We start from the raw sequence: 26,602 nt of genomic DNA on the forward strand, positions 1-26,602 counted from the left end.
AAAAGTACAAAAACCTAGCCACTTTTTAACAAATTAATTTGTAGCCAAACCCGCGAACATTTATAATCTGTATTGTATCGTCTAGGTTTAATTTTTTTCTAAGCTTGGTAATAAACACATCCATACTTCGGGCATTAAAAAAATCGTCACTTCCCCAAAGTTTATTTAAAATTAAAGAACGATCTAAAACCTGGTTTTTGTTTTTAATTAAATGAAACAACAAGTGTGCCTCGCGATGGGTTAGCTGAATGGCCTCTTGATCTTTAAACTGCAGGATTTGTTTAGTGAAATTGAATGTATAATTTCCAATTTGTAGTACTTCTGATGTTTTTTGAAGCCTAACTCTATTAAGTAAATTGTTAATTCTAACAATTAATTCTTCCATACTAAAAGGCTTCTTTAAATAGTCGTTTCCACCTATAGAAAAACCTTCAACAACATCTTGCGTTTGCGATTTGGCAGTTAAAAAGATTATAGGAATACTATCGTCTGTCGCCCTAATGTCTTTAGCTAAAGTAAAACCATCTTTTTTTGGCATCATCACATCTAGAACCAATAATTCCGGATTCGAATTTTTATAAACCTCAAAAGCCATTTCACCATTGTTGCATAACAAAACCTTGAATTGTCGTGTTTCTAAACTTTCTTTTATAATTTGTCCTAAAGCGGGCTCATCTTCCGCCAAAAGTATGGTTGTAAGCTTATTCATTAGGAAGCGTTATTTTAAAGGTTGTAAGGTTCTTGTCCAAATCCAATTGAATCGTACCCCCATGTTTTTCTATAATTTTTTTAGTATAATATAATCCAATTCCAAAGCCCTTTACATCGTGAGTGTTTCCTTTGGGAATGCGGTAAAACTTCTCGAAAATTTTGTCTTTGATTGCCTTTGTTAAGGAGCTTCCAGAATCGGAAATGGAAACTGTAAACTCAGACGGGTTTTGAGTGGCATCAACATAAATGGCATCACCACCATATTTAATAGCATTATCTAAAATATTATTGATAGCATTTTCAAAATGAAACACATCCAAATGAGCCATTATTGGTTTAGATAAAGGATGGTAAGTTATCGTTTTTGTATCGGTTTTCATTTTATGCTTTTCAACAATAGAAAGTAATATGTCTGTTACATTATATGTTTCCTTTTGTAATTCCAAACTTTCACTATCTAAAGTTGCAGTTTCAAGTAATTTTTCAACCATGGTATTGAGTTTGGATAATTGATTTCCAGATATATCCAGATATGTTTTGGTTTTGTCCTTATCGTCAATAACATTGAAGTTTTTAATACTTTCTAAAGCCACCCCAATAGTAGAAATAGGTGTTTTAAACTCGTGTGTAATATTGCTTATTAAATCGTTTTTTATTTCAGCCAATTGCTTTTGATGTTTAATAACCTTTAAAAGATAAAATAAACAGCTTATAACAGCTAAAACAAGTAGTGTGGAAATAAGAATACTGGTTAAAATTCGTTTTAAAATAATTTTGGTTTCATTGGAAAAATGAATTCTTAAATCACTATGATCGTGCAAATATGTAGATTTAGACGATAGTACTAAAGAGGCTTTGCTCATAGCATCTTTAACAAATTGCTCGGTATGAGTCATGTGGTTTTTATAAGATAATTTATAATTAATTTTCAGGTTTTTTCTATTAAAGTCCTTACGTAATAAACTATCTATTTTATGTAATTGCAAAGAATCATGAGCCATAGAAATTAAAACTTTAGAAGTAAGCTTCTTAAAGCTATTTATGTTAGAAATATTAATAGTCGAATCAATAGTTTTTTTTATCACTATTCTATTCGTTTGCTTCCCCTTTTTTGATATGTTTTTTAAAACATATTCAATCAAAGTATCAGATTTCGGGACGTTTAACAAATCAATGTCATTATCCAGTTCAATTTTAAGAGTGTCTAAATTAGAAGTACAGTTCGAAGCTATTTCAATATCGTTTATAATGCTGTCTAATAATGATTTGCTAAAGTGAGCCTCCCTGTTAACATCACTGCTAAAAGCTAATGCCAATGTATTCGTTTCTGCAAGATTGGCAAAATAAGTCTCTACGGCATTATCTAAACTGGCCTGTACGCTATTAATTAATTGCTGCTTACTGGCAAGATAGTTTTTATAGTTCCAATATACCTGAACACTTATCGTACTTAGTATTACAAAAACTATGATATATAAAATCCATCTATATCTTAAGTCGTTCATAATTCCAAAAGTAAATGTTAAAACCGTATAAAACCAATCGGTTAACACACGTTAACACTAGTTAACTATTATATTTTAAATGAAATACCACATTTGTAGCATCATTAATCATTAAATCGAATTAAAATGAAACAGTTATTAGTTGTGTTATTAGTGTTTTTATTTTCTAACAGTTTTGTTGCCCAGGATTTTCAGGGAATTGCTACGTATAAAACAAAAAGAAAATTAGATGTTAAGCTCGATAGTACCCAAATGAATTCCGAAATGCACGAGCGTATGATTGCCATGTTAAAAAAGCAATTTGAAAAAACCCACATCTTAAAATTCAATAAGGAAGCCTCTGTATATAAAGAGGATGAGAAACTCGAATCGCCACAAGCAGTAGCAGGAGGAATGCAAATGATATTTGTGTCTACGGACGGTTCGGATATTTTGTATAGAAATACTAAGGAAAACCGATTTACATCCCAGAACGAAGCATTTGGAAAAATATTTCTAATTAAAGATACCCTTGAAAAAGACAATTGGGTATTAGGAAATGAAACGAAAAACATTGGCGATTATACATGTTATAAGGCTACTAAAAAACGTATGGTGGAAGTTGTAGAAAGTAACATTAGTGTTAATGGCGATAAGGATTTAGAAGCTGATGAGGACGAGGAGTCTAAAATGGAAGAAAGAACCATTACAGCATGGTATACACCGCAAATACCGGTAAATAGTGGTCCATCCAGATATTATGGGTTGCCGGGGCTAATTTTAGAAGTACATGATGGTCAGGAAACCATAGTATGCAGTAAGATTGTACTAAACCCTAAAAATAAAGTTACTATAAATGAGCCAACAAAAGGCAAAGTAATCACCCAGAAAAAGTTTGAAGAGGTTGTACAAAAGAGAATGGAGGAAGAAAGAGAACGTTACAACCCAGACAGGGATCATGGTGATGGTGAAAGAATAGAAATTAGAATCGGGGGTTAATTTTTATTAGGAATTATTTAACAGTCTGCAGATTAAACTAAATAAGGTGGTTTTAGTCAAATTAAAACAATGTTTTAATAACTAACTAAAATACGCCATATCGATGCAAACCCATTTACTAAAATTAACAATTACTACTTTTTTACTTTTAATAACCCCTAGGCTATTTGCTCAAAAAGACTTTCAAGGAAAAGCATATTATCAAACTAAGACAGCTTTAGATATGAGTAGGTTTAACGGGCGACAAATAAGCGAAGACCAAAAAAAGCGTATAGTTACTCGTATGAAAAGCATGTTTGAAAAAACATATACTTTAACGTTTAACCAAACAGAGTCTATCTATAAAGAAGAAGAAAAACTGGAAGCTCCAGGAACGGGAGGCGGACGGTGGAGAGCTATGATGAGCAGTTTTACCGCTGGGGATTTATACAAAAATGTGAAAGAACAGTTGCTATTGCAAGATCAGGAGTTTTTTGGAAAGCAATTTTTAATTAAAGATTCCTTGCTACAATTAAAATGGATACTAGGCAGCGAAACGAAACAAATAGGGACATACACTTGTTTTAAGGCAACGGCAACTAAGGTTAATCCCGATTTCGATTTTAATAGTTTTAGAAGACCACCGGATAGAGAGAAGGGTACAGAGGAAGAACCAGAAAAAACGGAAAAACGCTCTGAAGAAAATGAAGAACATCGTACAGTTGAAGTGGAGGTATGGTATACGCCTCAAATTCCAATAAATCAAGGACCGGGAGAATATTGGGGGCTCCCCGGTTTAATTTTAGAAGTTAATACCGGCAGAACGACCATTTTGTGCTCCAAGATTGTTATGAATCCTGATGCGAAAGATAAGATTGTTGCACCATCAAAAGGAAAAGAAGTAACAAGAGAAGCTTATAACAAAATTGTAAAAAAGAAAACAGAAGAAATGCGGGAAAACTTTAGGCGAGGTGGCGGTCCTCCGGGAGGACGAAGAAGACGATAGTTCGCATAGTTTATAATCAATCAAAGAAAATTAATGAAACTTAAAATAACCCTGTTGCTCTTGTTAGCAACAAGTTCGCTTTTTGCACAAATCAAGCTGGAAGGTGTTGTAAGAGATAGTATTGGAAAGCCTTTGGAATTAGCTAATGTTGTTGCTGTTAATCAAGAAACAAAAGCTTTGGATTCTTATGGTATTACAAACAGTGACGGGCGGTATAAACTTAGTTTGAAAAAGAATACAGCATACAAAATTCAAGTGAGTTATATCGGTATGAAAACAGGAGAAGTGCTGGTAGAAACAAAAGACGAAGCTATTACCAAAAATATTACGTTGCAATATGATAATACTTTAGACGAAGTAGAATTGGTTTACGAAATGCCAGTTACAATAAAGGGTGATACTATTGTTTATAATGCAGATTCTTTTAACCGCGGAACAGAAAGAAAGCTGGAAGACGTACTTGAGAATTTACCAGGTGTAGAAATTAATGATGATGGCGAAGTAGAGGTAGAAGGCAAGGTCGTTTCTAAAGTTATGGTTGAGGGCAAAGATTTTTTCGATGGTGATTCAAAATTAGCAACAAAAAATATTCCGTCTAATGCCGTAGATAAGGTAGAAGTACTTAAGAATTATGCCGATGTTGGTCAGTTGAGTGGTGTAACGAATAATCAGGATAATATTGCTTTAAATATTAAACTAAAGGAAGGTAAAAAGAACTTTTGGTTTGGTAACATTACCGGAGGAGGGGGCGCTTCGGATAAAAATGAATTGTACTTGTTTCAACCCAAACTGTTTTATTATAGTCCGGAGTACAGCATTAATGTTATTACCGATTTAAACAATTTAGGCGAAATAGCCTTTACGCGACGTGACTATTTTAATTTTACAGGGGGTTTTAGAAACCCCAGTCGCCAAAGCGGAACCAATATTAATTTGGGGAGCAACAATCTTGGGTTTTTAACCGTACAGAATAATAGAGCAAAAGATATTACGACCAAGTTTGGTGCGGCAAATTTTAGTTGGTCACCCAATAAAGCTTTGGATTTAAGTGGCTTTGCAATTTTTTCAAACAACAGAACAGAATTACAAGAAAGCAGGGAAGTACAATACACAAACCCCGATCTTGGGGTTCCAGACGAGAGCACAGAAAGTAATACCATGCAACGTAGCGATTTAGGTATGTTAAAACTGTCAGCCAAGTATAAGCCAAACACCAACAACCAATTAGATTATGATATTTTGGGGCGGGTATCGAAAGAATCTCAAGATCAGGGGTTTTTCTCATCCGTTATTGGAGATGTCGACCAGTTAGAAAAAACAAGCCCCTATAGTATTAATCAGAACTTAAACTATTACTATACCTTAAACGAAACTAACATTTTTGCTCTGGAAGTTCAGCATCTATTACAAGATGAAGATCCTTTTTACAATGCCATTTTAGAAGATAAATCTAATTACGACGATACCGCAAGTAATTTGGGTTTAGATGGAGCACAGTTGGATTACAATATAGCACAAGATAAACGAGTTAAATCGAATCAAATAGATGCGAAACTGGATTATTGGAATGTCTTAAGTAGTAAAAGTGATATCAACTTTACTTTAGGAACCATAATGAGCAGTCAACAATTCAACTCTAATATTTTTCAGTTTTTAAACGATGGTTCCCGGTTTAATCCAACACCAACAATTAATGATGGCATAGATACAAACGATATTACGTACAATTTTAGCGATGTGTATTTGGGGGTGCATTACAGATTAAAATCGGGGATTTTTACATTCACACCAGGTTTTTCCGCTCATGCATACAGTGCAAAAAATACGCAGTTCAATAATCGGGTAACCGATAATTTTTTCAGGTTGCTACCCGACTTTAATGTGAGAATGCAACTAAAAAAGAGCGAACAAATCATTTTAAACTATGGTATGCGAACACAGTTTACAGATGTTTCGAAATTTGCATCTGGATTAGTGCTTAATAACTATAATGCATTGTTTTCTGGTAACCCGCACTTAGAAAGTGCTTTGTCGCATAATATTAACCTGTCCTATTATAGTTTCAATATGTTTAATTACACCAACGTGTTTGCCAATATTAATTATAATAAAAGCGTTGATAATATAAGAAATACATCCATATTTGAACCAGGAAGTGTTATCCGGGTTAGCTCACCATTCAATTCGGGTTTTTCAGATGAAAGCTTAAGTGTTAATGGAAGGTTTGAACGTACTTTTGGGAAGATAAAGGCAAACTTGAGAAGTAATTTAAACTATTCAAAATACAATCAGTTTGTACAAAATGAACGATCCATAAACGAAAGTTTTTCACAAACCTACCGAGTAGGGCTACGAACTAATTTTAGAAAAGCACCAAATATTGATGTTAGATATCGTTATAGCATCCAAGATAACAATCAAGGCGCCAATAATACCAAATTCTTTACAAAAACTCCTTCCGTAGAGATTGATGCGCTTATCCTAAAGTCTTTTACATTTAGAGCAGACTATTCCTATAATAATTTTAGTGATGCATCGGGTACTATAAACAGTTATGAGTTTTTAAATGCGTCGTTATCATACCGAAAAAATAAGGATGCTAAGTTTGAATATGAGATAAAAGCAACAAATCTATTCGATACAAAGTCTCAAAACAATAGCAGTGCAAGTAATGTATCTGTAAGTGCTACAGAATATTACATACAGCCACTGTTTTTATCGTTTAGGTTACGCTACGAGTTGTGAAAAAATATAAGTTTTTGTTTGTAGAATTAAAGAACAGTAATATCTTTGCGCTCAGTTTGGGGGAGATACTCAAGCGGCCAACGAGGGCAGACTGTAAATCTGCTGACTATGTCTTCGCAGGTTCGAATCCTGCTCTCCCCACTTAAACTAGAAAAGTTTGCACGAAAATGCAAACTTTTTTTGTTTTAGGGTGTTTACGAAATTTATTTGGATCATGACAAATTGCGGATCATGCGCAAAAGTTGTGTGTGAATTCAAACTATAATAAATAAAAAAAGCCCTAATTTCTCAGAGCTTTCTTCTTGCAATTTTGCGGTCTGGATAGAATCCGAACCTTATATTATAATACCATATATATCAAGTTATTAACTAAATACCACAAATCGTGTTGACGAATTGTGAACTATATATGTTTTACAAAACAACATTCCTATACAAATGATATTAAATTTTATCTAGGTTGGATGGGTTTAGAAAAAAAGAAATAGCTGGAATAAAAATGTTAGCTATCTAGACTTATAATCCCAGAAATCGATGACTCCTGCCAAGCCCTTCTTTGTTTGTTTTCCAACTGGTTCTGCACATACGCGACACCATTTCCATACTTCATCTAACTAATTTAAAACATGAGCTACAATGATAACATAAAAGGGTCCCACCATAAGTAGCTTTGGTCTATCTAAAAGAAAGTATTATGAAAAATGTCGACTGCGAGTTATAAAAGAATCAATATCTGAATTTCCATTAGTAAGCAGCTAGCTATAACCTCAGTTCCATTTACAAAAACTCAGAAAAACTTAAACGTATGAAAATTTTAAAACCATGTATCGCAATTTTAATATCAAGTCTGTTTTATGCCTGTTATGACAGCAATGAAGATAATCTTACCGTTGAGGATTTAGATATTGTAGTCACTTCATATGATGAAGCGTTTGATTTTGCCAAAGCAAAAACATTTGTATTACCAGACAGCATTATAAAAATAACCGATAAGGACAAAAAAATAACTGGTGAACTCAATGTTTCCGATGAAAAAATTATTAAGAGAGTGCGCGAAAACATGCAAGCACTTGGGTATGTTGAAGAACCTGATCCTGAAAATAACCCTGTAGATCTCGTCATTGCTATTCAAGCCTTAGAAGTTGAAAACTATATAGTAACCGATCCATATTTCTTCTGGGATTATTGGGGATGGTATCCTTGGTACCCAGGGTATGGATATGGCCCAGGATATGGGTGGTATTACCCATACCCGATGGTTGTTGGATCATATCAATCTGGGACATTACTCGTCAATATTTTTGATCCGGAAAAGGTCGACGAAAGCAATAAACTTATAGAAATGGCTTGGCTAGGAGCCGTTAATGGTGTTTTAGAAGGCAGTGCTTCCAATATAGAATCCAGAACGCTTAAAGGCATTGATCAAGCATTTGAACAGTCTCCTTATCTAACCAAGTAAATTCAACCTTAATAAAAACAATGTAACGATGAAAAAACTAATTATACTTTCCTGTATTGCCGTACTATTCATAAATAATATAACCAGTGCGCAAGGAAGAAATTTGCTTACCGCTAATTGGGATATTAATTTTCCAAATTCAGATCTAAACGACTTTCTTCATAATGAAGATGTCAGCCTTGCCGGATTAAGCTTTGATTACAGATACTTTGTTAAGGAAAATGTTTCTGTAGGTACCTATTTTGCGTGGGACTTTTTCAACGGATCTTCAAGAGAAATCAGTAACCTTGAAAATGCTGATGTTAGCGGGTTGAAACTCTTTTATGTAAATTATTTCCCTTTCATGCTTAATGCTCATTATTATTTAAACGAAAGTGAAAATATACAACCTTACCTTGGTGGTGGAATGGGGGCAGTTCGAAGCCTTCAAAGAACTGAGGTTGGTTCGGTGGCTTTAGAAAACAATAACTGGCATTTCGGTCTATACCCAGAAGTAGGAGTCTTAATTCCCTTTTCTTCGGATGGAGGACTATCCATAGGAGCTAAATACAATGTTGCTTTTGAAACCAGCGACAGTTTTACCTACTCATATTTTTCAATTAATATAGGTATCACTGGAATTTTTGATTACTAAACAACTTCTGTAACTACACAAACTACAACATAGGTTATAAGTGAAATTTAACCTTCAAACGTTAATACAAATTATATCAAACTACTTTTTGGCAGGTACCTGAAAGAGTCGGATTGCCACGGCACACTGTACCGATATTGGGAATTTTTCAGGTAATACTGCCACCAATTGATATGGTATAAAATCATATATCAAACCAACTACAATAAAATAAAAAGACTAAATATTAAGTACATGAAAAACACAATCGTAATAAGTTTATTCTTTGTCATTTTGCTTTGTTCCTGTGTATCAAAGAAGAAGTATGCAGAACTCGAATCAAAACAAAGAGAAACCCGAGATTTACTTAACAGCGCTACCGTTAAAATAAACACTTGCCTAGAAGATAAGTCAAGAGCCAATACCAAAATACAAAGTCTTGAAGGTCAAGTTAACAATTTAAACAACACAAACGCTGCATTAATAAATAGTGTAGGAAGCCTGGCAACACTATCTAAAAAAGAATCCGAAATCTTAGAAAAATCTTTAGAAAGCATCAAAGAAAAAGACTTACGAATAAGAAAGATGCAAGATGCTCTAAACAAAAAAGACTCTGTTACACTGGCCTTAGTAACAAGTTTAAAAGGGGCATTGCATAATATGGACGATACAGACATTCAAATAAATGTTGAGAAAGGCGTCGTTTTTGTATCCATTTCAGACAAACTTCTATTTAAAAGTGGTAGCTACTATGTTTCCAAAAAAGCTCAGGAAGTATTAGGTAAAGTCGCCAAAGTTGTAAACAGCAAACCTAATTTAGAATTTATGGTTGAAGGGCATACCGACAACGTTCCTTATAGCAATAATATCTTATTGGATAACTGGGACTTAAGCGTAAAACGAGCCACTGCCGTAGTAAGACTACTGCATAAAAAGTATCAGGTAAATCCAAAGCGTATGACAGCCGCCGGGAGAAGTCATTTCTTCCCACTTACCAATAACAATAGTAAAGAAAACAGAGCAAAAAACAGGCGAACCCGAATCGTTGTATTACCAAAATTGGATCAGTTTTACGACATGATAGAATCAAATTTAAAATAAGTAATAAAGGCATACTATGAAAAATGATTCAAAACTTATCGTCGATCACCCGCTCATCTTATTCTTGATGTTATTTACAGTTGCCTTTGTTTTTTCCATGCCAACAAGTCAGGCAAATGAAAAAACGACGCTTCAAGAGCCACCAATACTTCCTGTTGGAACCATTTTGTTTATAAAAACAACAAAGGCTATTCATGCTCAAAATTTTAAAGCTGGAGATCATTTTTTTGCAGAGCTTTCCAAAGACATTACACAAAAAGGAAAAGTACTCATTTCTAAAGGCACCATAGTACAAATGGAAGTTTTGGTTTCAGAAAATAAAAAACGGAGAACAAGTTCATTTGCCGTAACTGTTGGTGGATTTATTATAGACAACTACCTGCAACTTGTAAAAACCGAAACAAAAGCTGTTATCACCGAAGATCAAGCTGGACAAACCATAAAAAAAGCGGCTATTGGAGCTGGTATTGGTGCGGCTTTCGATGGTGGTACTGGTGCGGGCAGAGGCGCTGCTATTGGAGCAGCAACAGGCTTATTAAAACCAGGAGAAGCCATCTATTTTCCAGCGGGAACAGAAGGCTCCTTTCAATTAAAACAATCTTTAAAAGTGACCTGGTTGTAAAGAACAATGACCATGAAACGCGCTTTTGAAAATTTTAAATATCCAAACTAAAAACAACCTTAATAAAACCATACATATGAAAGCACTATTAATTAGAACCATCATCATTTTACTTGGTATAACCGCTTCTTTAAATGCTCAGAACAAAACTGAAATTGAAATTTTAAGAGCCCGGTTTAACGCTGAAAAGGTAGATCTGATATCCTATTTTATGGGGTTTACAGAAGAGGAAGGTGAATTATTTTGGCCCATATATAAAGAATATGAAAGAGAGCATAGTCAAATTTCAGATAATCGTATAAAACTACTACAACAATATGTAAACTACTATGAAGATTTAACCAGCGATCAAGCTCAATTTTGGGTTAAAGAAGTTTTTAAAATGCAACAGCAGGAAATGGACTTAAACAAAAAGTACTATAAGAAATTTGCCAAAGCCCTTACACCTCAATTTTCACTTCGTTTTTATCAGTTCGAATCAGCACTTCAAATAGAAATTAGAAACGAAATCATGAAAAACCTGCCTTTACTGGAAAATTATTAGAACGCATAACAGTATTAGAACATAAACATATTCCATTTATCCATATAAAACTAATATTATGAAACTTCAATGTTCTCATCTAATTATTATACAAATAATGATAGCTTCCTTAATACCTCTTAATACGATCGAAGCTCAGGAAGGTAGCACCCCACAAAGTAATCAGCTAACCGACGAGGAAAAAGCAAGAGCCAACAACCCTTTAGCCAACACTAAAGCATTTAACATACAGTACTATTACAGACCAGGCCTAAATGAAGTCGAAGGAGGAGAAGCACATACTACCTGGTTTAGAGCTGCAGTACCAACCGGGCGTGTTTTATGGCGACTATCGGTACCTCTGGAGGTTAGACATGTAAACAATGCCACCACTAATTATAGTAAATCCGGTCTTGGTGATATCGATATTTTTGCTGCATACTTAGCGGTATTAAAACCAAAATTCACCTTTGGACTTGGTCCTGCTGCTGCTTTCAACACAGCATCAGATGACGCTTTAGGAACCGGAAGAAATAGCTTAGGTGCCGCTGCAGTTGCTTTTGCATCCCCTGTACCCGAAATTCAAATTGGAGGTTTGGCTATCTGGAGAACCGATATTGGAGGTGATTCAAGCCGCGAAGAAGTAGAAATTTTAGCACTTCAACCATTTTTTATGTGGCAACTAGGAAAAGGGCTTTACTTCAGAAGTGCCCCCATTATGCCATTTAATCTAAAAAATGGCGATTACCATATGCCACTGGGTTTAGGTATTGGTAAAGTAATTAAGATAAATAATTCAATATTTAACTTCTTTATCGAGCCCCAACCAAGTATTCTTCTCGATGGTGTAGGACAACCACGGTTTCAGGTATACGGTGCTTTAAACATGCAATTTTAATTAAATCAACCCTGATTATGAAACATATAATATATTCCATTCCAATATTGATTCTGGTATTTTTTACAACAAGCTGTCAGCAATCTAAAACAGAATCTAATTCTAAAACCACCGGCGAAGTATCAAAAAGCTTTAAAAAATACGGTCAGGAATTCAAAGGAAAAATCTCTAAGACCTATGAAGAGTCCAAAGAATGGTGGCCAAAGAAAAAACGTCCAAAAAAAGGATCTCCTAATGTACTCATATTATTATTAGATGATGTAGGATTTGCTCAAGTAGGTTGTTTTGGGGGCTTGATAGATACTCCAAATATTGACAAATTAGCTGGTGATGGATTACGTTATAATAACTTTCACACTACAGCGCTATGTTCGCCTTCAAGAGCTACTTTAATGGCTGGACGTAACCCTCATATGATTGGACTGGGAAGCCACGCACTTACAGCCATGGGATTTCCTGGTTATAACGCCATAGTACCTTCATCAGCAAAATCGGTAGCTAATTATTTAAAAGAAGAAGGCTACGTAAATTATGCCCTTGGTAAATGGGATCACACACCACTTTATGAAGTCTCACAAATAGGGCCTTTTAACAGGTGGCCATCAGATGAAGGGTTCGATCATGGGTACAATTTCATGGCTGCCGATGTGCACCAGTTCGTTCCAGTTATGTGGAATGACCATACCCCTGAACCCTATCGTAAATCTAAACATTTAGATGCCGATCTGGCAGACAGGGCTATAGATTGGATTACTGGTCATAAATCATTAGATAGTGACCTGCCATTCATGATGCTCTGGGCATCAGGATCCATGCACTCGCCGCATCACGCACCCGATGACTATATTGCAAAATACAAAGGAAAATTTGATATGGGTTGGGATGTTGCAAGAGAACAGATACTAGCACGCCAAAAGAAATTAGGTATTGTCCCGAAAAACACGGTACTCACAGAAAGAATTGATAATATAAAAGCGTGGGAAGATTGCTCTGCCGACGAAAGGAAAATGTATGCGCGTCAAATGGAGGTATTTGCAGCTCAAATGGAACATGTAGATTACCAAATTGGGAGAATTGTAAAAACATTGGAAAGAATTGGAGAGCTTGATAATACACTCATTTTTGTAACAGCAGATAACGGTGCTTCAGGAGAAGGAGGACTCTCCGGAACATTTAATGAAACATATGTGCTTAACGGTTTACAAACACCTTTCGAAGCCAATATGAGAAATTATGACAATTGGGGACAAGCCGATAGTTATCCGCACTACCACGCAGGATGGGCCATGGCTGGTAATACTCCTTTTAAATATTTTAAACAATCCGAACATCGAGGCGGGCAGGCAGATCACTTGGTAGTACACTGGCCAGCTGGTATTAATGCTAAAGGAGAAATTAGAAACCAATACCACCATATTAGCGATATTGCCCCTACCATTATGGAGGCCGCTAGTTTAAAACTTCCCAAAGAATATCATGGCATCCCCCAGCAACCATTTACTGGTGTTTCAATGAATTATTCATTTAACAATACCAATGCTCCAAATGCCAAAAAGAACCAATACTATGAAATGTTTGGAAATCGTGCCATCTGGGCAGATGGCTGGAAAGCAGTAACACTCCATGCTAAACGAATGCCTTGGGATATCAATGTTAGGGGTGATTTTGAAAAAGACGATTGGGAGTTATATCACGTTGCCGAAGACTTTTCGGAAAATGAAAATCTGGCTACCGCTTACCCTGAAAAATTGGAAGAATTAAAAAAATTATTTGAAAAAGTCGCCTGGGATAACAATGTATACCCCATGTACGATGATATGCTGGCAAGGTTAAATGCAGTAAATTATGTGCTCTTTGGAGATCAAAAAGAATTCACATATTATGCTCCCGGCGCCATACGTATTGCCGAAAAGGCCTCCGCACCGGTAAAAGGACGTTCACATAAAATTGAAACGACTATAAACCTTAAAGGTGGTGAAGAAGGGGTTATCGTGGCATGTGGAGGCATGACCGGAGGATACTCTATGTATATAAAAGATGATACCTTGCATTTTGATTATAACTTTTTAGATGGTGTTCATCATCATCTTACCTCAGGTAAATTACCAAAAGGCAAAACACATTTAAAATTTAATTTTACTCTGGATAAATCGGCTATTGATGGTACACTAAAACCCTGGTCCGGGGATGGTGAACTATTTGTAAATAACGAAAAAGTAGATAGCAAATATTTTGATGCCATGCATATTTCAACATATTCTTTAGCAGAAACTTTTGATGTGGGTGCCGATTACGGTACACAGGTTGATCCGAATTATGAAGGCGACCCTTTTAAATTCACAGGAGAACTCGATCGTGTCACAATTACATTAACAGACTAATTGTAAACATAATAAACAACCTCTATACACTTATTGGAACTTTTAGTTTTCTCAATGAGTACTTGGATATCTGCTGGAAAGGCAGGTATCCCATATAGAATCAAAGAATGACTCTAAAGTAGATAAGATAAAAATGACCCATGCAATCACTATTCAAGACATGTATCTTTCTGCTTTTATTATTTGTTAATGATGTACAATCACAGGAAGAACCTACTATAAACAGCCAATTATGGATTAACTACTATCCCTCATTTTACCTAAAGGAAAAAATACAGGTAACAGGAGAAGTGGGATATAGAACCATCCTTGAGGACGATTCATACCGTTTGCTGTACATACGCCCCTCAATAAATTATTTATACGATGAAACCTTTGAGATTAATGGTGGTTTGGGCATGTGGTACGAATTTAACAAAAACTCAAGTGATCGATTTGAAATACGACCCTGGCAAGGAATACGCATTAACTGGCCAAATTTAAAAAAACTTAATTTAAACAGATGGCAAGTTAACCAATGGTTTAGAGTAGAAGAACGTTTTTCTTTTTTTACCCAGGATAACTGGAAAACAAGTTTAGATGTTAGGGCACGCTATAAACTATCAGGTAAACTAGATCTTTGCATCGACTGTATAAATCCAAAATTTGCCATTCCCTTTTACATGGAACTTTTTTTATCGTTAAGCAATATTAGCGAGATCTATAACAATCAAGGGCGATTTGGCGTAGGTTTGGACTATTTCTATAAAAAAAACCTTCAGTTTGAATTTTTGTTTCACTGGCAAAGTTCAAAAATTGAACAGGAAGATCCATTAAGTGTGTCCGATTACATTTTTCAACTAAAAATAAAGCACAAGCTGAACCATAATCCATTTCGGAAAAAGAAAAAATAGCTTTATAAACTAAAAACTTCCTTCCTTTTTGGCCTGAGTTGATAATTCATTTCATCAAAATTTAGTCAATTTTGGAAGAAACAATACGCACCATTCAAGTCTATGATAAAGAACATTTTTTTAGTCCGAATCCTGGCCATAATCATCAACATTTTTGTTGGCATCAATACAGTTGGTATCGTGGCATTAGCAGCATATAACACCTTTAGAGCTTTGGTAACATTGGTAAACTTCTTCATAAAAAATAACGGAGACCATAGTCCCGGAGTTTATTTTTTAGAATCTCTCGATGCTTTACTCATTTCATTAGTATTTCTAGTTTTTTCAGTAGGTATCAATTTATTATTTGTAAAACACTCCGATGAGCAATTTATTAGAAGTATTCCAAAGTGGATGCGAGTTAAAAGTTTCAGTGAATTAAAATTTTTACTGATGGAAACTATCATTGCGACTTTGTTTGTGTTCTTGATTTCTGCTTTTATAAAAAAAGATGGGTTAATTACCTGGGAGTTTTTAGCTCTGCCTACCAGTATTTTATTAATGTCTCTGAGTTTAAAAACACTTAGATGGAAGGATAATAATCTTGAAAACCAATAACCTAAAGACGTTTAAAAGGTCGCACTAAAATTTACAATGAACAAACAGAGGACGAACCCAAAGGTCTTTTTTAGTAAAAATATTTCCTTTTCATCAATTATGCATAGTTTAAAGCCATTAAACCTAATCTTATTAATTAAAATTTCATGAGAACATTACTCTTTATAATGGTGTTGATAGGTTTTGTAAACGAAACTAGCGCTCAAGAAGAACAAGGTCTTTTGGAAAATGAAAAAAAGAATGAAATATCTGTGTTAATGGGTTATGCCTTTATAAAAAGGGGTATTGGCATTGCCAACGAAAACAAAGGGCAACTTGTGCCAACTATTGGACTGGATTATTCCAGAACACTTTCTAAGAAATTTTCTTTAGGGTTAATTACAGATATAGAACTGTCTTCCTATTTTATTGAAACCAATAATCAAACACAATTAAAAAGAGAAAATGCCATAGTGGCTATTTTTGCAGGCATTTATAAGTTTAATAACAGATGGGATATAGAGGGAGGATACGGCATAGAAATAGAGAAAAATGAATCTTTTCAGGTTATGCGTCTGGGAACAAGCTATAAAATACCCATTAGAAAAAACTGGGGTGTATCTCTTGGTATGAGCTTTGATATTAAGCAAAAATACAATAGTCTGTCTTTTGCTGTTGGTTTTGAAAAAGCGTTTTGAATATTAAATATAAGGCTAAAAATAAAGTTCATTATTTCTGAGATATACATTACAAATCGAGTTTTTCTTATTGATGTGCTACCCTTATTGAGTAATCTGTTAGATAAATTAACCATGTAAATGGCCTTAATAGCGAAACTATTCTACTACTTATGTAAACTACAACCAAGTTTTGGAATTAAAATGGAGACAGCGCATACCCTAAACGTTTCCCTCATTAACTACCTAAAAAAACTATTACTTGCTAAACATTAACTATATAAAGGCTTTATCTGCTCCATTTATTTAGCAAGTGTTAATTAGGATTACATGAGCTAAATTGATAATTAGACTTTGTTAATGAGGTAGTATATTCGAGATATCAACTAGCAATTCTTTTTTTAACCTCAATGATACTAACAACCATGAAAGCAACAATGAATACAAAAAAAAAGCACCAAAGATAACCCTAAACACTCACTCCGGATAACGGATTAATCTTTCATGTCAGGTGCTGACATTACTTCTCAACATTAAAAAAGCATCACCTCTTAATAAGAAGCCTATCCCATAGTATATAGGGAGTAGGCTGTAAACGCTATTATTAATAAATAAGTAGGCTCTGATAGTTTTTTGAGTGCACACCAAAATTTTTAACAACTCAAATCACTCTACATGAAGCAGAAATATTTTGTTTATCAGCTAACGTATGTTAACCCTTTATTAAAAGCCTTAAAAAATTCAGACATTAGTGTCGAAAAACTAATCAAAATAAGTAAACTCCATCATTTTGATTTATCAGATTCCCAAAAGTACATACCATCAGAAGTACTTTATGATTTTTTGTTATTGGCAAGATCTCATAGTAAAACAACTAACTTAATAGCCCCATGCTATAATTATTTTAAGGTTTCAGAATTAGGCGATCATGGCGACTATATATCTAAACTCCCAATCCTATACCAGGTTTTGCAGCAGTTTATTGTTCATAAATCTATGTTTCAAACCAACACTCAAAACGACCTTAGAATAGAAAATGGTATAGCCCAATTCTCTTTTACTTTTCTCGATAAATACTCGGCTGGCAGAAAGATTGCAGAAAATATGTATCTGGCAATTATCCTCCAAACGTTCCAATTGTTTGGAGGACAAAATTGGATACCCTTAGAACTTCACGTTCCATATCGTCTTATTTCAGACATACAGCCCATGCTTCCAAAAGGGGAGTACATTATACGTTTGAATCAAAAAAAGTTTGCAATACTTTTTTCGCAACCACTTCTTTTTAAAAATCGACATACCACACCATCTGAGTTAAAAAAGCCTTCCATATTGGGACATACCAACAGAAGTTTTGTAACAACAATTGAAAAAGTATTAAATAGCTATAAACCGGGTTATATTCCTTCTCTTAAAGATCTATCAAATCATTTTAATACTTCAGAAAGTAGTATAAAACGTTGTTTAAAATCTGAAAAGGCTAAATTCTCTAATATACTCGAACGTATACTTTTTAAAAAGGCTGCCAACCTGCTATCAAACTCCAATCTCAATATATATCTAATAGGTGAACATCTCGGATACTCAGATAGTCCCAATTTTATTCGTTCTTTCAAAAAGTGGTCAGGAACTACACCAGGTATATATAGAAACAGTATGCTAAAACAGGAAAAACGATAATCACAAAGGCTATGCATAAACGCTTATAAAAACAGACAAAATGCATAAAATTAAAATTAACCTTAACAGTTTAATTAATTTGAGGTTTCTGACCCTTTATGATAATGAAAGAGCAATGGTAGGTAACTACTTTTGAAGTAAACAAGTAGTAAAATTTTTCATAAAATTTTGATTTGGTTAGTGATTAGTATTTTTCCGGGTTTTCAATTTCATCTTAGGAGGCTCGGAAATTACTTCTAACATTTTACAAAAATTTCCTTTTCTCACCTCTTGCTTATCCAAAGTCTAAACAGCAGATCATAACTAATTAGTAACTCAACAAGTACACTGTTTCAAAAAGCATTTCGAAAACAAATTAAGTACTGACCTCAATTGCTAATACACTAGGGTGCTACCAAAAGTATCTTTAAAAAATCATAAAAATTGGCAACCTAAGCATACGGTTTTAAGACACTTTGAATCGTGCATGCCGATACTATTAAATATTAAAATAACCCATTATGAAGAACATAGAATTTTTAAAAACCACAAAACGAGCCATAAAATACTGGTACTTAGTATTAATCTCTGGTATTATTTTAATTAGTGTTGGTTTCTGGACACTTATTTCTCCTTTGGAATCCTACCAGGCTCTGGCACTCTTATTCTCTATTGCCTTTATACTTTCAGGAATAAGCGATATTATATTTTCCATTTCCAGTCGTAATACACTGGATGGTTGGGGGTGGACTCTTGGTATTGGCATATTAGCGCTTATCATTGGGGTTTTCCTCCTCATTAATCAAGATATAACCATACTTACCTTACCCTTCTACGTTAGTTTTGTCCTACTCTTTAGATCGTTATGGGCCATGGGAACAGCTATGGATTTAAAAAGCTATAGAGTACTGGATTGGGGCTACCTCATGGTATTAGGCGTATTGGGTATGTTATTTTCATTCTTCCTGTTATGGCACCCCTTTTTTACTGGTGTAGCTTTGACTATCTGGACAGGTTTAGCCTTAATCTTCACAGGTGTTTTTAGTATCTATTTGTCTATAAAGCTCAAAAAATTGCATAAAGATGTAATCCCCAAAACATTGAAGAAAAAACTTGAAGATATACAAAACGAAGTTAAAAACACTTTAAATAAATCCTGATAACGATGAAACTATCCCATATTTCCCAATATGTATGCCTTGGATTTATCTTATTAGTTTTTTCACAAAAACTGAGTTCTCAAGATTTCGAAATCACACCCTCGTATGGGTATCAATTTGGAAAAACCATGAATTACGGTTTTGGGCACATAGAAATTGACGAAAGCAATCAATATGGAATGACCTTGGGACTAAAAACCATAGAAAACTTTGTTATAGAACTTAGCTATACACATCAAAATACCATGCTACGCATCCGAGATATCGATATTAGTCCGGTAGAATCAAAACTATCCAACCTGAATATCGATTGGATCATGGCAGGAGGTTATAGTTATTTTTCCATTAAAAATATAAGACCCTTTGCTGGTGGTGGTTTTGGGGTGGTTATTTTCTCCCCATATAATGAAAATCCAAATATTACGAACCAGAATATTGATACTTCTATAAGATATGCGTTTTCCATTAAAGGTGGTATCAACATTAACCTTAGTCATCGAATCGAACTTAACTTTCAAGGCAATATGTATATGCCTTTAGAATGGGGATCTATCTATATCGCAGGAGGTTCTAATGGAACTACAAGAGCCATAAACCTTAGGTCTACCATAATCATTGGTGGTTTTAGTGGTGGCCTTGTGTTTAAACTTTAAAGCAACAGAAGCAGAGTATCTGTATTGGTCTGAAATGATAACAAATGAGCCCTGGTTTTCCACTACTTTAGAAAAACGGTTCCTATTAAACACCTAAAAATGAAAACAATAAAATACACCCTCCTTTTAACTGTTGTAGCGTTACTAAGCCATTGCAGTAGCAGTTATCTTCAAAATTCTTTAAACATATCAAAAACAAAAAAACACTACAAAAAAATTCTGGTCGTTGGAAACACTAGCAATAAAATAGCTCGCAATACTTTCGAAAGTAACGTTGTAAAGCACTTTACAGAACAAGGGGTCATTGCAAAAGCTTCTATAGATGACCCATTGACAAAAACCTTACCAGGACAAATCACAGAAGAAGAAGCAAAAGCCATTAAAAACCTGTTAATTGAAGCTGGATACGACGGTATTGTAATTTCTAATTTGGTAAACAAAGAACAATACCTTCATGTTGAAGAAGGAAACAACTTTAATTACTATAACTACCCGTATCATTATCGTCGTTTTGAATCATATTACGGCTATTACGATCCATACTACTGGGGGAAACAAGATGAGATAAAAACGGGTACACGCTTTTCATTTGAAAGTAATTTTTATAACCTCACACATCATAATGAAGAAAACCTCGTTTGGGTAGGACGTTTTAAAATTACCGATCCTGCCGATTTAGATAGAACATCCGATAAATACGCAAAAGATTTAGTAATAGTCTTATTACAAGAGTCCATACAGATTAATTAACATAACGTACCATCACCACACCTCAATATCAATACAAAACACACAATTGAATAAAGAATAAAGTCTTTAAGACTGATCTCAATTGATAATTCAAATACCTGATTGTCCAAGTACTTTTATAATGTATTGAATAGTCTAACTTATAACATTTAAATATGAAAAAAACAGTTTTAGCAATAGTAGCTTCTATAGCAATTTGTATGAATACCTATGCCCAGAAAAAACCCAATATTCTTGTTATATGGGGAGACGATATTGGGGTATCAAATATTAGTGCATACACCAAGGGCATGATAGGATATCAAACTCCAAATATTGATCGAGTAGCCAATGAAGGTATCATCTTCACCGATTATTATGGAGAGCAGTCCTGTACCGCAGGAAGATCTTCTTTTATTATGGGACAAAACGTATTTAGAACCGGACTTTCTAAAGTGGGGTTACCCGGCGCAAAAGAAGGCATGCGGATTGAAGATCCTACTATAGCAGCACTTCTCAAGGATCAAGGCTACGCTACTGGACAGTTTGGTAAAAATCATTTGGGAGATCGTGACGAAATGCTTCCTACCAATAATGGATTCGATCAATTCTTCGGAAACCTATATCATCTTAATGCAGAAGAAGAACCTGAAAATGAAGACTATCCCGGAGACTACATGATGCCTGATGGGCGCTCTTTTAAAGAAACTTTTGGACCAAGAGGTGTAATCAAATCCAGTGCAAACGGTAGCATTGAAGATACTGGTCCTTTAACCAAAAAAAGAATGGAAACTGTGGACGATGAAACCGTTACAGCGGCACTCCAATTTATCCGAAACACAACAGCATCAGGAAAACCATGGTTTGTATGGTGGAATGGAACACGTATGCATTTTAGAACTCATGTTAAAAAAGCACATCGAGGTATTTCCGGGCAAGACGAATATTCCGATGGTATGGTTGAACACGATATGCATATTGGGCAATTTCTGGATTTGTTGGATGAACTTGGTATTGCAGACAATACGATTGTTCATTATTCAACAGATAACGGTCCTCATTACAATACCTGGCCAGATGCAGCAGCAACACCTTTTCGAGGCGAAAAAAACACCAATTGGGAAGGTGGTTGGAGAGTCCCCGCACTTGTTCGTTGGCCAGGCGTTGTAAAACCAGGCACAGTGAGTAACGGTATTATTCACCATATGGACTGGCTACCAACCTTTTTGGCCGCAGCTGGTAAAAAAGATATCAAAAAAGATTTGCTGGATGGGTATAACTCAAAAGCTTTAGGTAGATCTTATAAAGTTCACCTGGATGGTTACAACCTTATTGAACATCTTAAAAACCCACAAAATGTAGAAAGTCCTCGAAAAGAAGTTTTCTATTTTTCCGATGATGGTGATCTAACCGCCTTACGCTATGGTGACTGGAAATTGGTTTTTATGGAACAACGTCGTGCTGAAACACTTGAAGCCTGGGCAAACCCTTTTACACCATTACGAGTTCCATTGATATTTAATCTTAGACGAGACCCTTACGAAAGAGCCCAACTTACATCTAATACATATTACGATTGGTTAATCGACCGTGTATTCCTTTTAGTGCCGGCTCAGGTTTATGTTGGTAATTTCCTGAAAACATTCAAAGAATACCCGCCAAGACAGAAAGCGGCTAGTTTTTCACTTGAAATAGTACTTGCAAAACTAAAAGAAGGAAGCGGTTCCAAATAACACAATAAGTTAATGTATCTGTCTGGTTATATTAATGCTGCCAGGCAGATATATTTATTATTTCACATGAAATGAAAAAAACCGTAATTATATTACTATTAAATATATTTTTAGGCATTTTGCATGCTCAAGATGCAAACAACCCTATAGACCCCAGTCCAACTTTAGGAGTATTTAATAGGTTTTACGACAATGACTTTTCCAAAACACAATTAATTGCCAATGTAACCTTTAGCAAATGGTTTGTGAGATTTTCTGCAGAGGAACAATTTAATTATAATGGAGATAATGAATTTAAAGCAACTAACCTTTTAGTATCTCGGCTATTTACATCTAAGAATGAAAAAAACAAATATGGTTTTGGAGCCATTATAAGCTATATCGATTCGAAAGCGTGGGCTGGAGGTATCAACTTTGTTTCTGTAAGCAAATTAAAAAATAAATGGAAGGTAATAACCTTAACGACACTTCAAAGTGGTAGCAATATTTTTGCTATAGAGTTCCAACCGGGAATTTACAAAAACTATAATAATGGCTGGTATTTAAGAAGCCACCCAAGGATGCTATTCGATTTTGAAACAGATAAATACGAAGTCCCTTTTGGTGCTGGTATAGGTAAGATATTTGATGCTAACTGGTCTTTAATTAATTTACTATTTGAGCCTCAATACGATTTTTATAATGGCTATGGTATGTTGTACATCGGCATAAAGATCCTTTGGAAATAATAGTCTTAATCATCAAAACGATAAACCAGTTAACCTCGATGGTATAATCAATAAACATCACAAAATATATTTATCATGAATGCTTTGAACAGATTAAAAAGCTATAGTAAAAACAAGAACCAGATGAAGAAGAAAAATCAAAGAAAAAGTATGAGCATAGTTAAACGTATCATGTTGTTAGTTATCTTATTATTGATTATTGTCTCTTGCAAAAAATCTACAGATACATCTTTAAAAACTATAAACTATAAAACAGACCCTCTCCCTTCCTGGAATGAAGGAAAAACTAAAAAAGCTATACTTGATTTTGTTACAAAAGTAACAGATCCAGATAATCCAAATTTTGTACGGGTAGAGGATCGTATTGCCACCTTTGACAATGATGGTAACCTATGGTCGGAAAAACCATTCTATTTTCAATTGGCATTTGCTTTAGATCGAATACATGCCACAGCAAGTGATCATCCTGAATGGAAAACGACACAACCATATAAAGCTGCTATTGAAGGTAATATAAAAGAGGTACTAACATATGGAAAGCATGGTCTTCTTAAACTGGTCATGGCAAGTCATACCGGAATGACCACAGATGAATTTAATAATATTGTAACAGAATGGCTAGCTACTAGTAAACATCCCCGATTTAATCGTCCCTATCACACGTTAATCTATCAACCCATGCTGGAGCTATTAGACTATCTCCAGACCAACGATTTCAAAACCTTTATCGTTTCCGGAGGTGGTATTGACTTTTTGAGAGTTTGGGCTGAAGAGGCCTATGGGATACCTGAGTATCAGATTGTGGGGAGTAGTCTAAAAACAATTTTTGAGTACAACAATGGCAAGGCAGTAATTAAAAAGTTATCAGAAATTGATTTTATTAATGACAAAGCCGGAAAGCCAGTGGGAATTCATAAACATATAAGTAAAAAGCCCATTTTCGCTTCCGGTAATTCCGATGGTGATCTTCAAATGCTTCAATATGCAGCTTCTAATGACAAACCCAGTTTTATGATTTACCTACATCACACCGATGCAGAACGTGAATGGGCATACGACAGGGAGTCTCATGTGGGAAGATTGGATAAAGGCTTAGATGAAGCCCGAGAAAAAGGCTGGACAGTCATCGATATGAAAAACGATTGGAAAGTCGTCTACCCTTTTCAATTACAAAAATAATACGGGTTATGGCTAAAAAGCTTCTCTATCCCCATTTACGATTTCTCTGTCATTAAAGTCTAAATAATTTGTGTTTGATCTTAATTGATAATCGGCAGGGATTTCTTCATAACTACATTTGAATCGCTATTGTAATTTTTTAATACCAGATAGCATATAATAACGAGAACATCGTCTAATTAAAAACAAAAGAGCACCTATGAAAACAGTAAACAACATCTTACCGTCCTTATTATTAATAGCTGTATTAATTATGCAATCATGTAACAATGATGACGATAATCCTCCAATAGTAACGAATAATATTATTGAAATAGCGATCAAGACACCTGAACTAACTTTTTTTGTAGATGCTTTAAAAAAAGCCGACGGTAACTTGATAGATATATTAACGAGCAATGGCCCTTTTACAGTATTAGCCCCTAACAATGCAGCGTTTACGGCTTTTCTAAGCTCAAATAACTATGCTTCTATAGATGATGTTCCTTCAGATGTTTTATCAGAACTTCTATTGAATCACGTGATTTCGGAGGATTTAACCTCAAGTGATTTTTCTATTTCAGGATCCGGGTATAAGAGCACAAATGCCAGTGGAGTTAGTGATAACAAAATTAGCATTTATTTCAATACTTCTGGTGATATTGAATTCAACAATACTTCAAAAGTCATTAACGGAGGCGCAGACATCAATGCTTCAAATGGAACGATTCACATTGTAGACAAGGTTATTACTTTGCCTAGTATACTGAACCATCTGGCAAACAACAATAATTTTAATAGCTTGTTAGTTGCTTTGGATCTTGCAGATGGCGATTTAACAACCCTTTTAGGTAGCGATGGTCCCTTTACGATTATGGCTCCAGACAATGCTGCATTCACAACGTTTTTAGATGGTACTCCAATAGGAGATATTAATACAGCGCATCTGGCTAAAGTACTTTTAAACCATGTACTTGGAAATGTAACAACGTCTGCCAACCTGATGACTAACGGTTCTGGTTATACGAACACAAGCGCTACTGGTCCGGGTATGAAAGCTTTAAGTTTATATTACAATACATCTGCTAACATTTCCTTTAACGGTATTTCAACAGTTACAACTGCAGATATTGTAGGAACTAATGGAGTTATCCATGCCGTTAACGCTGTAATTGGAATTCCTACCGTTACCACATTTGTGACTGCAGATCCAAATTTCGCAACCTTAGAAGAGGCTTTAACGACCTTAACTCCTGGAATAGATTTTGCTGCCATTCTTTCCAGAATAGAAGGTTCAAATGCCGATGGTATTGATCCTGAATTCACCGTTTTTGCTCCAGATAATGACGCATTTAGTGACCTATCTGAAATCCCAGAAGAAACCGTTTTGATACAAACCATACTTCATCATATTATTGATGAGTCTAATATGACTTCGGGAGACTTAACTCCTGGTGGAAACACCATCGTTACGACACTTGAAGGAGATGATATCACCATCACTCTGCCTGGCACAGATACAAATATTGGCGATATAACCGATGGTTCTGGTAATGGCGGTATAGGCATTACTGCGGTTGATATACAAGCTGGAAATGGTGTTGTACATATACTTGACACCGTACTTATTCCAGATACAAAAAACTAGGCAAATAGCGCTATAGCTGGCTACGAATCCATTTTAAAATTTAAACATCTATCATATTATTCTTTCTTTTAATGGCGTTGTATACGATTTTACAGATAATGCTTTGACGCAACTTAATGAATTAGCAAAAATTCTTAAATCTGAAAGCTCTATGGAATTAGAAATATTAAGGAATGGTGAAATTATTATCTAGAAAAAATATACTAATTAACATGAATCTTGTTTAAGAGTTCAAGATGTCACTTCGAGTGAAATTCTGGAAGAATGAGCTATCGAGAAGCTTTTTTTGACGAAAATTTATTGGTTTTCGATACGATCCCGAAGAAAATCGGGATCACTACCATTGATTTCACTTGTAAGTCTCTTTTATTCAAGCAATTAATATATGTCCGGTCGAGCGCAGTCGAGACCTCCTTAAGGCTTCTCGACTTCAGTTTATGCTGAGCACAGCCGAAGTACTCGAGGAG

Annotated in this window: 23 protein-coding genes and 1 tRNA gene; 22 read left to right on the top strand and 2 right to left on the bottom strand. The window is 34.9% G+C overall.

All coding sequences use genetic code 11. The features are described from left to right. Positions 1–25: 25 nt before the first annotated feature. Positions 26–709, bottom strand: a complete 684-nt coding sequence (locus tag C1H87_RS15235) for a response regulator transcription factor (RefSeq protein ID WP_102756634.1) — start codon at positions 707–709, stop codon at positions 26–28. Continuing rightward, complete coding sequence (locus tag C1H87_RS15240; RefSeq protein WP_102758293.1) at positions 702–2,216, bottom strand: sensor histidine kinase; 1,515 nt, start codon at positions 2,214–2,216, stop codon at positions 702–704. The genes C1H87_RS15235 and C1H87_RS15240 overlap by 8 nt, the downstream gene beginning before the upstream one ends. A 126-nt stretch (positions 2,217–2,342) precedes the next feature. Between C1H87_RS15240 and C1H87_RS15245 the strand changes: the two genes are divergently transcribed. From C1H87_RS15245 to C1H87_RS15350, 22 genes are all read left to right on the top strand, one after another. Beyond that, positions 2,343–3,194: a GLPGLI family protein gene (locus tag C1H87_RS15245; protein WP_102756635.1), complete on the top strand. Its 852-nt coding sequence runs from the start codon at positions 2,343–2,345 to the stop codon at positions 3,192–3,194. A 103-nt stretch (positions 3,195–3,297) separates the two neighbouring features. Continuing rightward, positions 3,298–4,179, top strand: a complete 882-nt coding sequence (locus C1H87_RS15250; RefSeq protein WP_102756636.1) for a GLPGLI family protein — start codon at positions 3,298–3,300, stop codon at positions 4,177–4,179. 33 nt (positions 4,180–4,212) lie between these two features. Further along, positions 4,213–6,924 (top strand): TonB-dependent receptor, encoded by a 2,712-nt coding sequence (locus C1H87_RS15255; RefSeq protein ID WP_102756637.1) that lies wholly within the window; start codon positions 4,213–4,215, stop codon positions 6,922–6,924. 59 nt (positions 6,925–6,983) lie between these two features. Next, positions 6,984–7,065: transfer RNA gene (locus C1H87_RS15260), tRNA-Tyr, on the top strand. 664 nt (positions 7,066–7,729) lie between these two features. Next, on the top strand, positions 7,730–8,383 hold the full coding sequence (locus C1H87_RS15265; protein WP_102756638.1) for a DUF4136 domain-containing protein: 654 nt from the start codon (positions 7,730–7,732) through the stop codon (positions 8,381–8,383). A gap of 28 nt (positions 8,384–8,411) precedes the next feature. After that, positions 8,412–9,017, top strand: coding sequence for an outer membrane beta-barrel protein (locus C1H87_RS15270; RefSeq protein ID WP_102756639.1), 606 nt, complete (start codon positions 8,412–8,414; stop codon positions 9,015–9,017). Between the two features lie 234 nt (positions 9,018–9,251). Then, the gene (locus tag C1H87_RS15275; RefSeq protein ID WP_102756640.1) at positions 9,252–10,097 is read left to right on the top strand and encodes an OmpA/MotB family protein; all 846 of its coding nucleotides are present in this window, start codon (positions 9,252–9,254) and stop codon (positions 10,095–10,097) included. A gap of 16 nt (positions 10,098–10,113) precedes the next feature. Then, positions 10,114–10,719 (top strand): hypothetical protein, encoded by a 606-nt coding sequence (locus tag C1H87_RS15280; protein ID WP_102756641.1) that lies wholly within the window; start codon positions 10,114–10,116, stop codon positions 10,717–10,719. Positions 10,720–10,795: 76 nt separating this feature from the next. Next, positions 10,796–11,263, top strand: coding sequence for a hypothetical protein (locus C1H87_RS15285; protein WP_158655242.1), 468 nt, complete (start codon positions 10,796–10,798; stop codon positions 11,261–11,263). Between the two features lie 58 nt (positions 11,264–11,321). Next, the gene (locus C1H87_RS15290) at positions 11,322–12,140 is read left to right on the top strand and encodes a hypothetical protein (protein WP_158655243.1); all 819 of its coding nucleotides are present in this window, start codon (positions 11,322–11,324) and stop codon (positions 12,138–12,140) included. 17 nt (positions 12,141–12,157) lie between these two features. Continuing rightward, positions 12,158–14,521 (top strand): arylsulfatase, encoded by a 2,364-nt coding sequence (locus C1H87_RS15295; protein WP_102756644.1) that lies wholly within the window; start codon positions 12,158–12,160, stop codon positions 14,519–14,521. Positions 14,522–14,661: 140 nt separating this feature from the next. Further along, positions 14,662–15,414: a DUF2490 domain-containing protein gene (locus C1H87_RS15300; RefSeq protein WP_102756645.1), complete on the top strand. Its 753-nt coding sequence runs from the start codon at positions 14,662–14,664 to the stop codon at positions 15,412–15,414. Between the two features lie 102 nt (positions 15,415–15,516). After that, positions 15,517–16,011: a YqhA family protein gene (locus C1H87_RS15305; RefSeq protein ID WP_102756646.1), complete on the top strand. Its 495-nt coding sequence runs from the start codon at positions 15,517–15,519 to the stop codon at positions 16,009–16,011. Positions 16,012–16,157: 146 nt separating this feature from the next. Next, positions 16,158–16,688 (top strand): DUF6268 family outer membrane beta-barrel protein, encoded by a 531-nt coding sequence (locus C1H87_RS15310; RefSeq protein WP_102756647.1) that lies wholly within the window; start codon positions 16,158–16,160, stop codon positions 16,686–16,688. Between the two features lie 654 nt (positions 16,689–17,342). Then, positions 17,343–18,347: a helix-turn-helix transcriptional regulator gene (locus C1H87_RS15315; RefSeq protein ID WP_102756648.1), complete on the top strand. Its 1,005-nt coding sequence runs from the start codon at positions 17,343–17,345 to the stop codon at positions 18,345–18,347. A 500-nt stretch (positions 18,348–18,847) separates the two neighbouring features. Beyond that, positions 18,848–19,486, top strand: a complete 639-nt coding sequence (locus tag C1H87_RS15320) for an HdeD family acid-resistance protein (RefSeq protein WP_102756649.1) — start codon at positions 18,848–18,850, stop codon at positions 19,484–19,486. Between the two features lie 5 nt (positions 19,487–19,491). After that, positions 19,492–20,139 carry a hypothetical protein gene (locus C1H87_RS15325; protein ID WP_102756650.1) on the top strand — a complete coding sequence of 216 codons (648 nt, stop codon included), beginning with the start codon at positions 19,492–19,494 and terminating at the stop codon, positions 20,137–20,139. Between the two features lie 99 nt (positions 20,140–20,238). Next, the gene (locus tag C1H87_RS15330) at positions 20,239–20,889 is read left to right on the top strand and encodes a hypothetical protein (RefSeq protein ID WP_102756651.1); all 651 of its coding nucleotides are present in this window, start codon (positions 20,239–20,241) and stop codon (positions 20,887–20,889) included. 155 nt (positions 20,890–21,044) lie between these two features. Beyond that, a complete protein-coding gene (locus C1H87_RS15335) occupies positions 21,045–22,601 on the top strand; it encodes an arylsulfatase (RefSeq protein ID WP_102756652.1) in 1,557 nt (518 codons plus the stop codon). Positions 22,602–22,672: 71 nt separating this feature from the next. Then, a complete protein-coding gene (locus C1H87_RS15340; RefSeq protein WP_102756653.1) occupies positions 22,673–23,329 on the top strand; it encodes a hypothetical protein in 657 nt (218 codons plus the stop codon). Positions 23,330–23,452: 123 nt separating this feature from the next. After that, positions 23,453–24,508, top strand: coding sequence for an HAD family hydrolase (locus C1H87_RS15345; protein ID WP_233783165.1), 1,056 nt, complete (start codon positions 23,453–23,455; stop codon positions 24,506–24,508). Positions 24,509–24,707: 199 nt separating this feature from the next. Next, the gene (locus C1H87_RS15350) at positions 24,708–26,135 is read left to right on the top strand and encodes a fasciclin domain-containing protein (protein ID WP_102756654.1); all 1,428 of its coding nucleotides are present in this window, start codon (positions 24,708–24,710) and stop codon (positions 26,133–26,135) included. Positions 26,136–26,602: the final 467 nt, after the last annotated feature.

The organism is Flavivirga eckloniae (assembly GCF_002886045.1).
Lineage (GTDB): Bacteria > Bacteroidota > Bacteroidia > Flavobacteriales > Flavobacteriaceae > Flavivirga > Flavivirga eckloniae.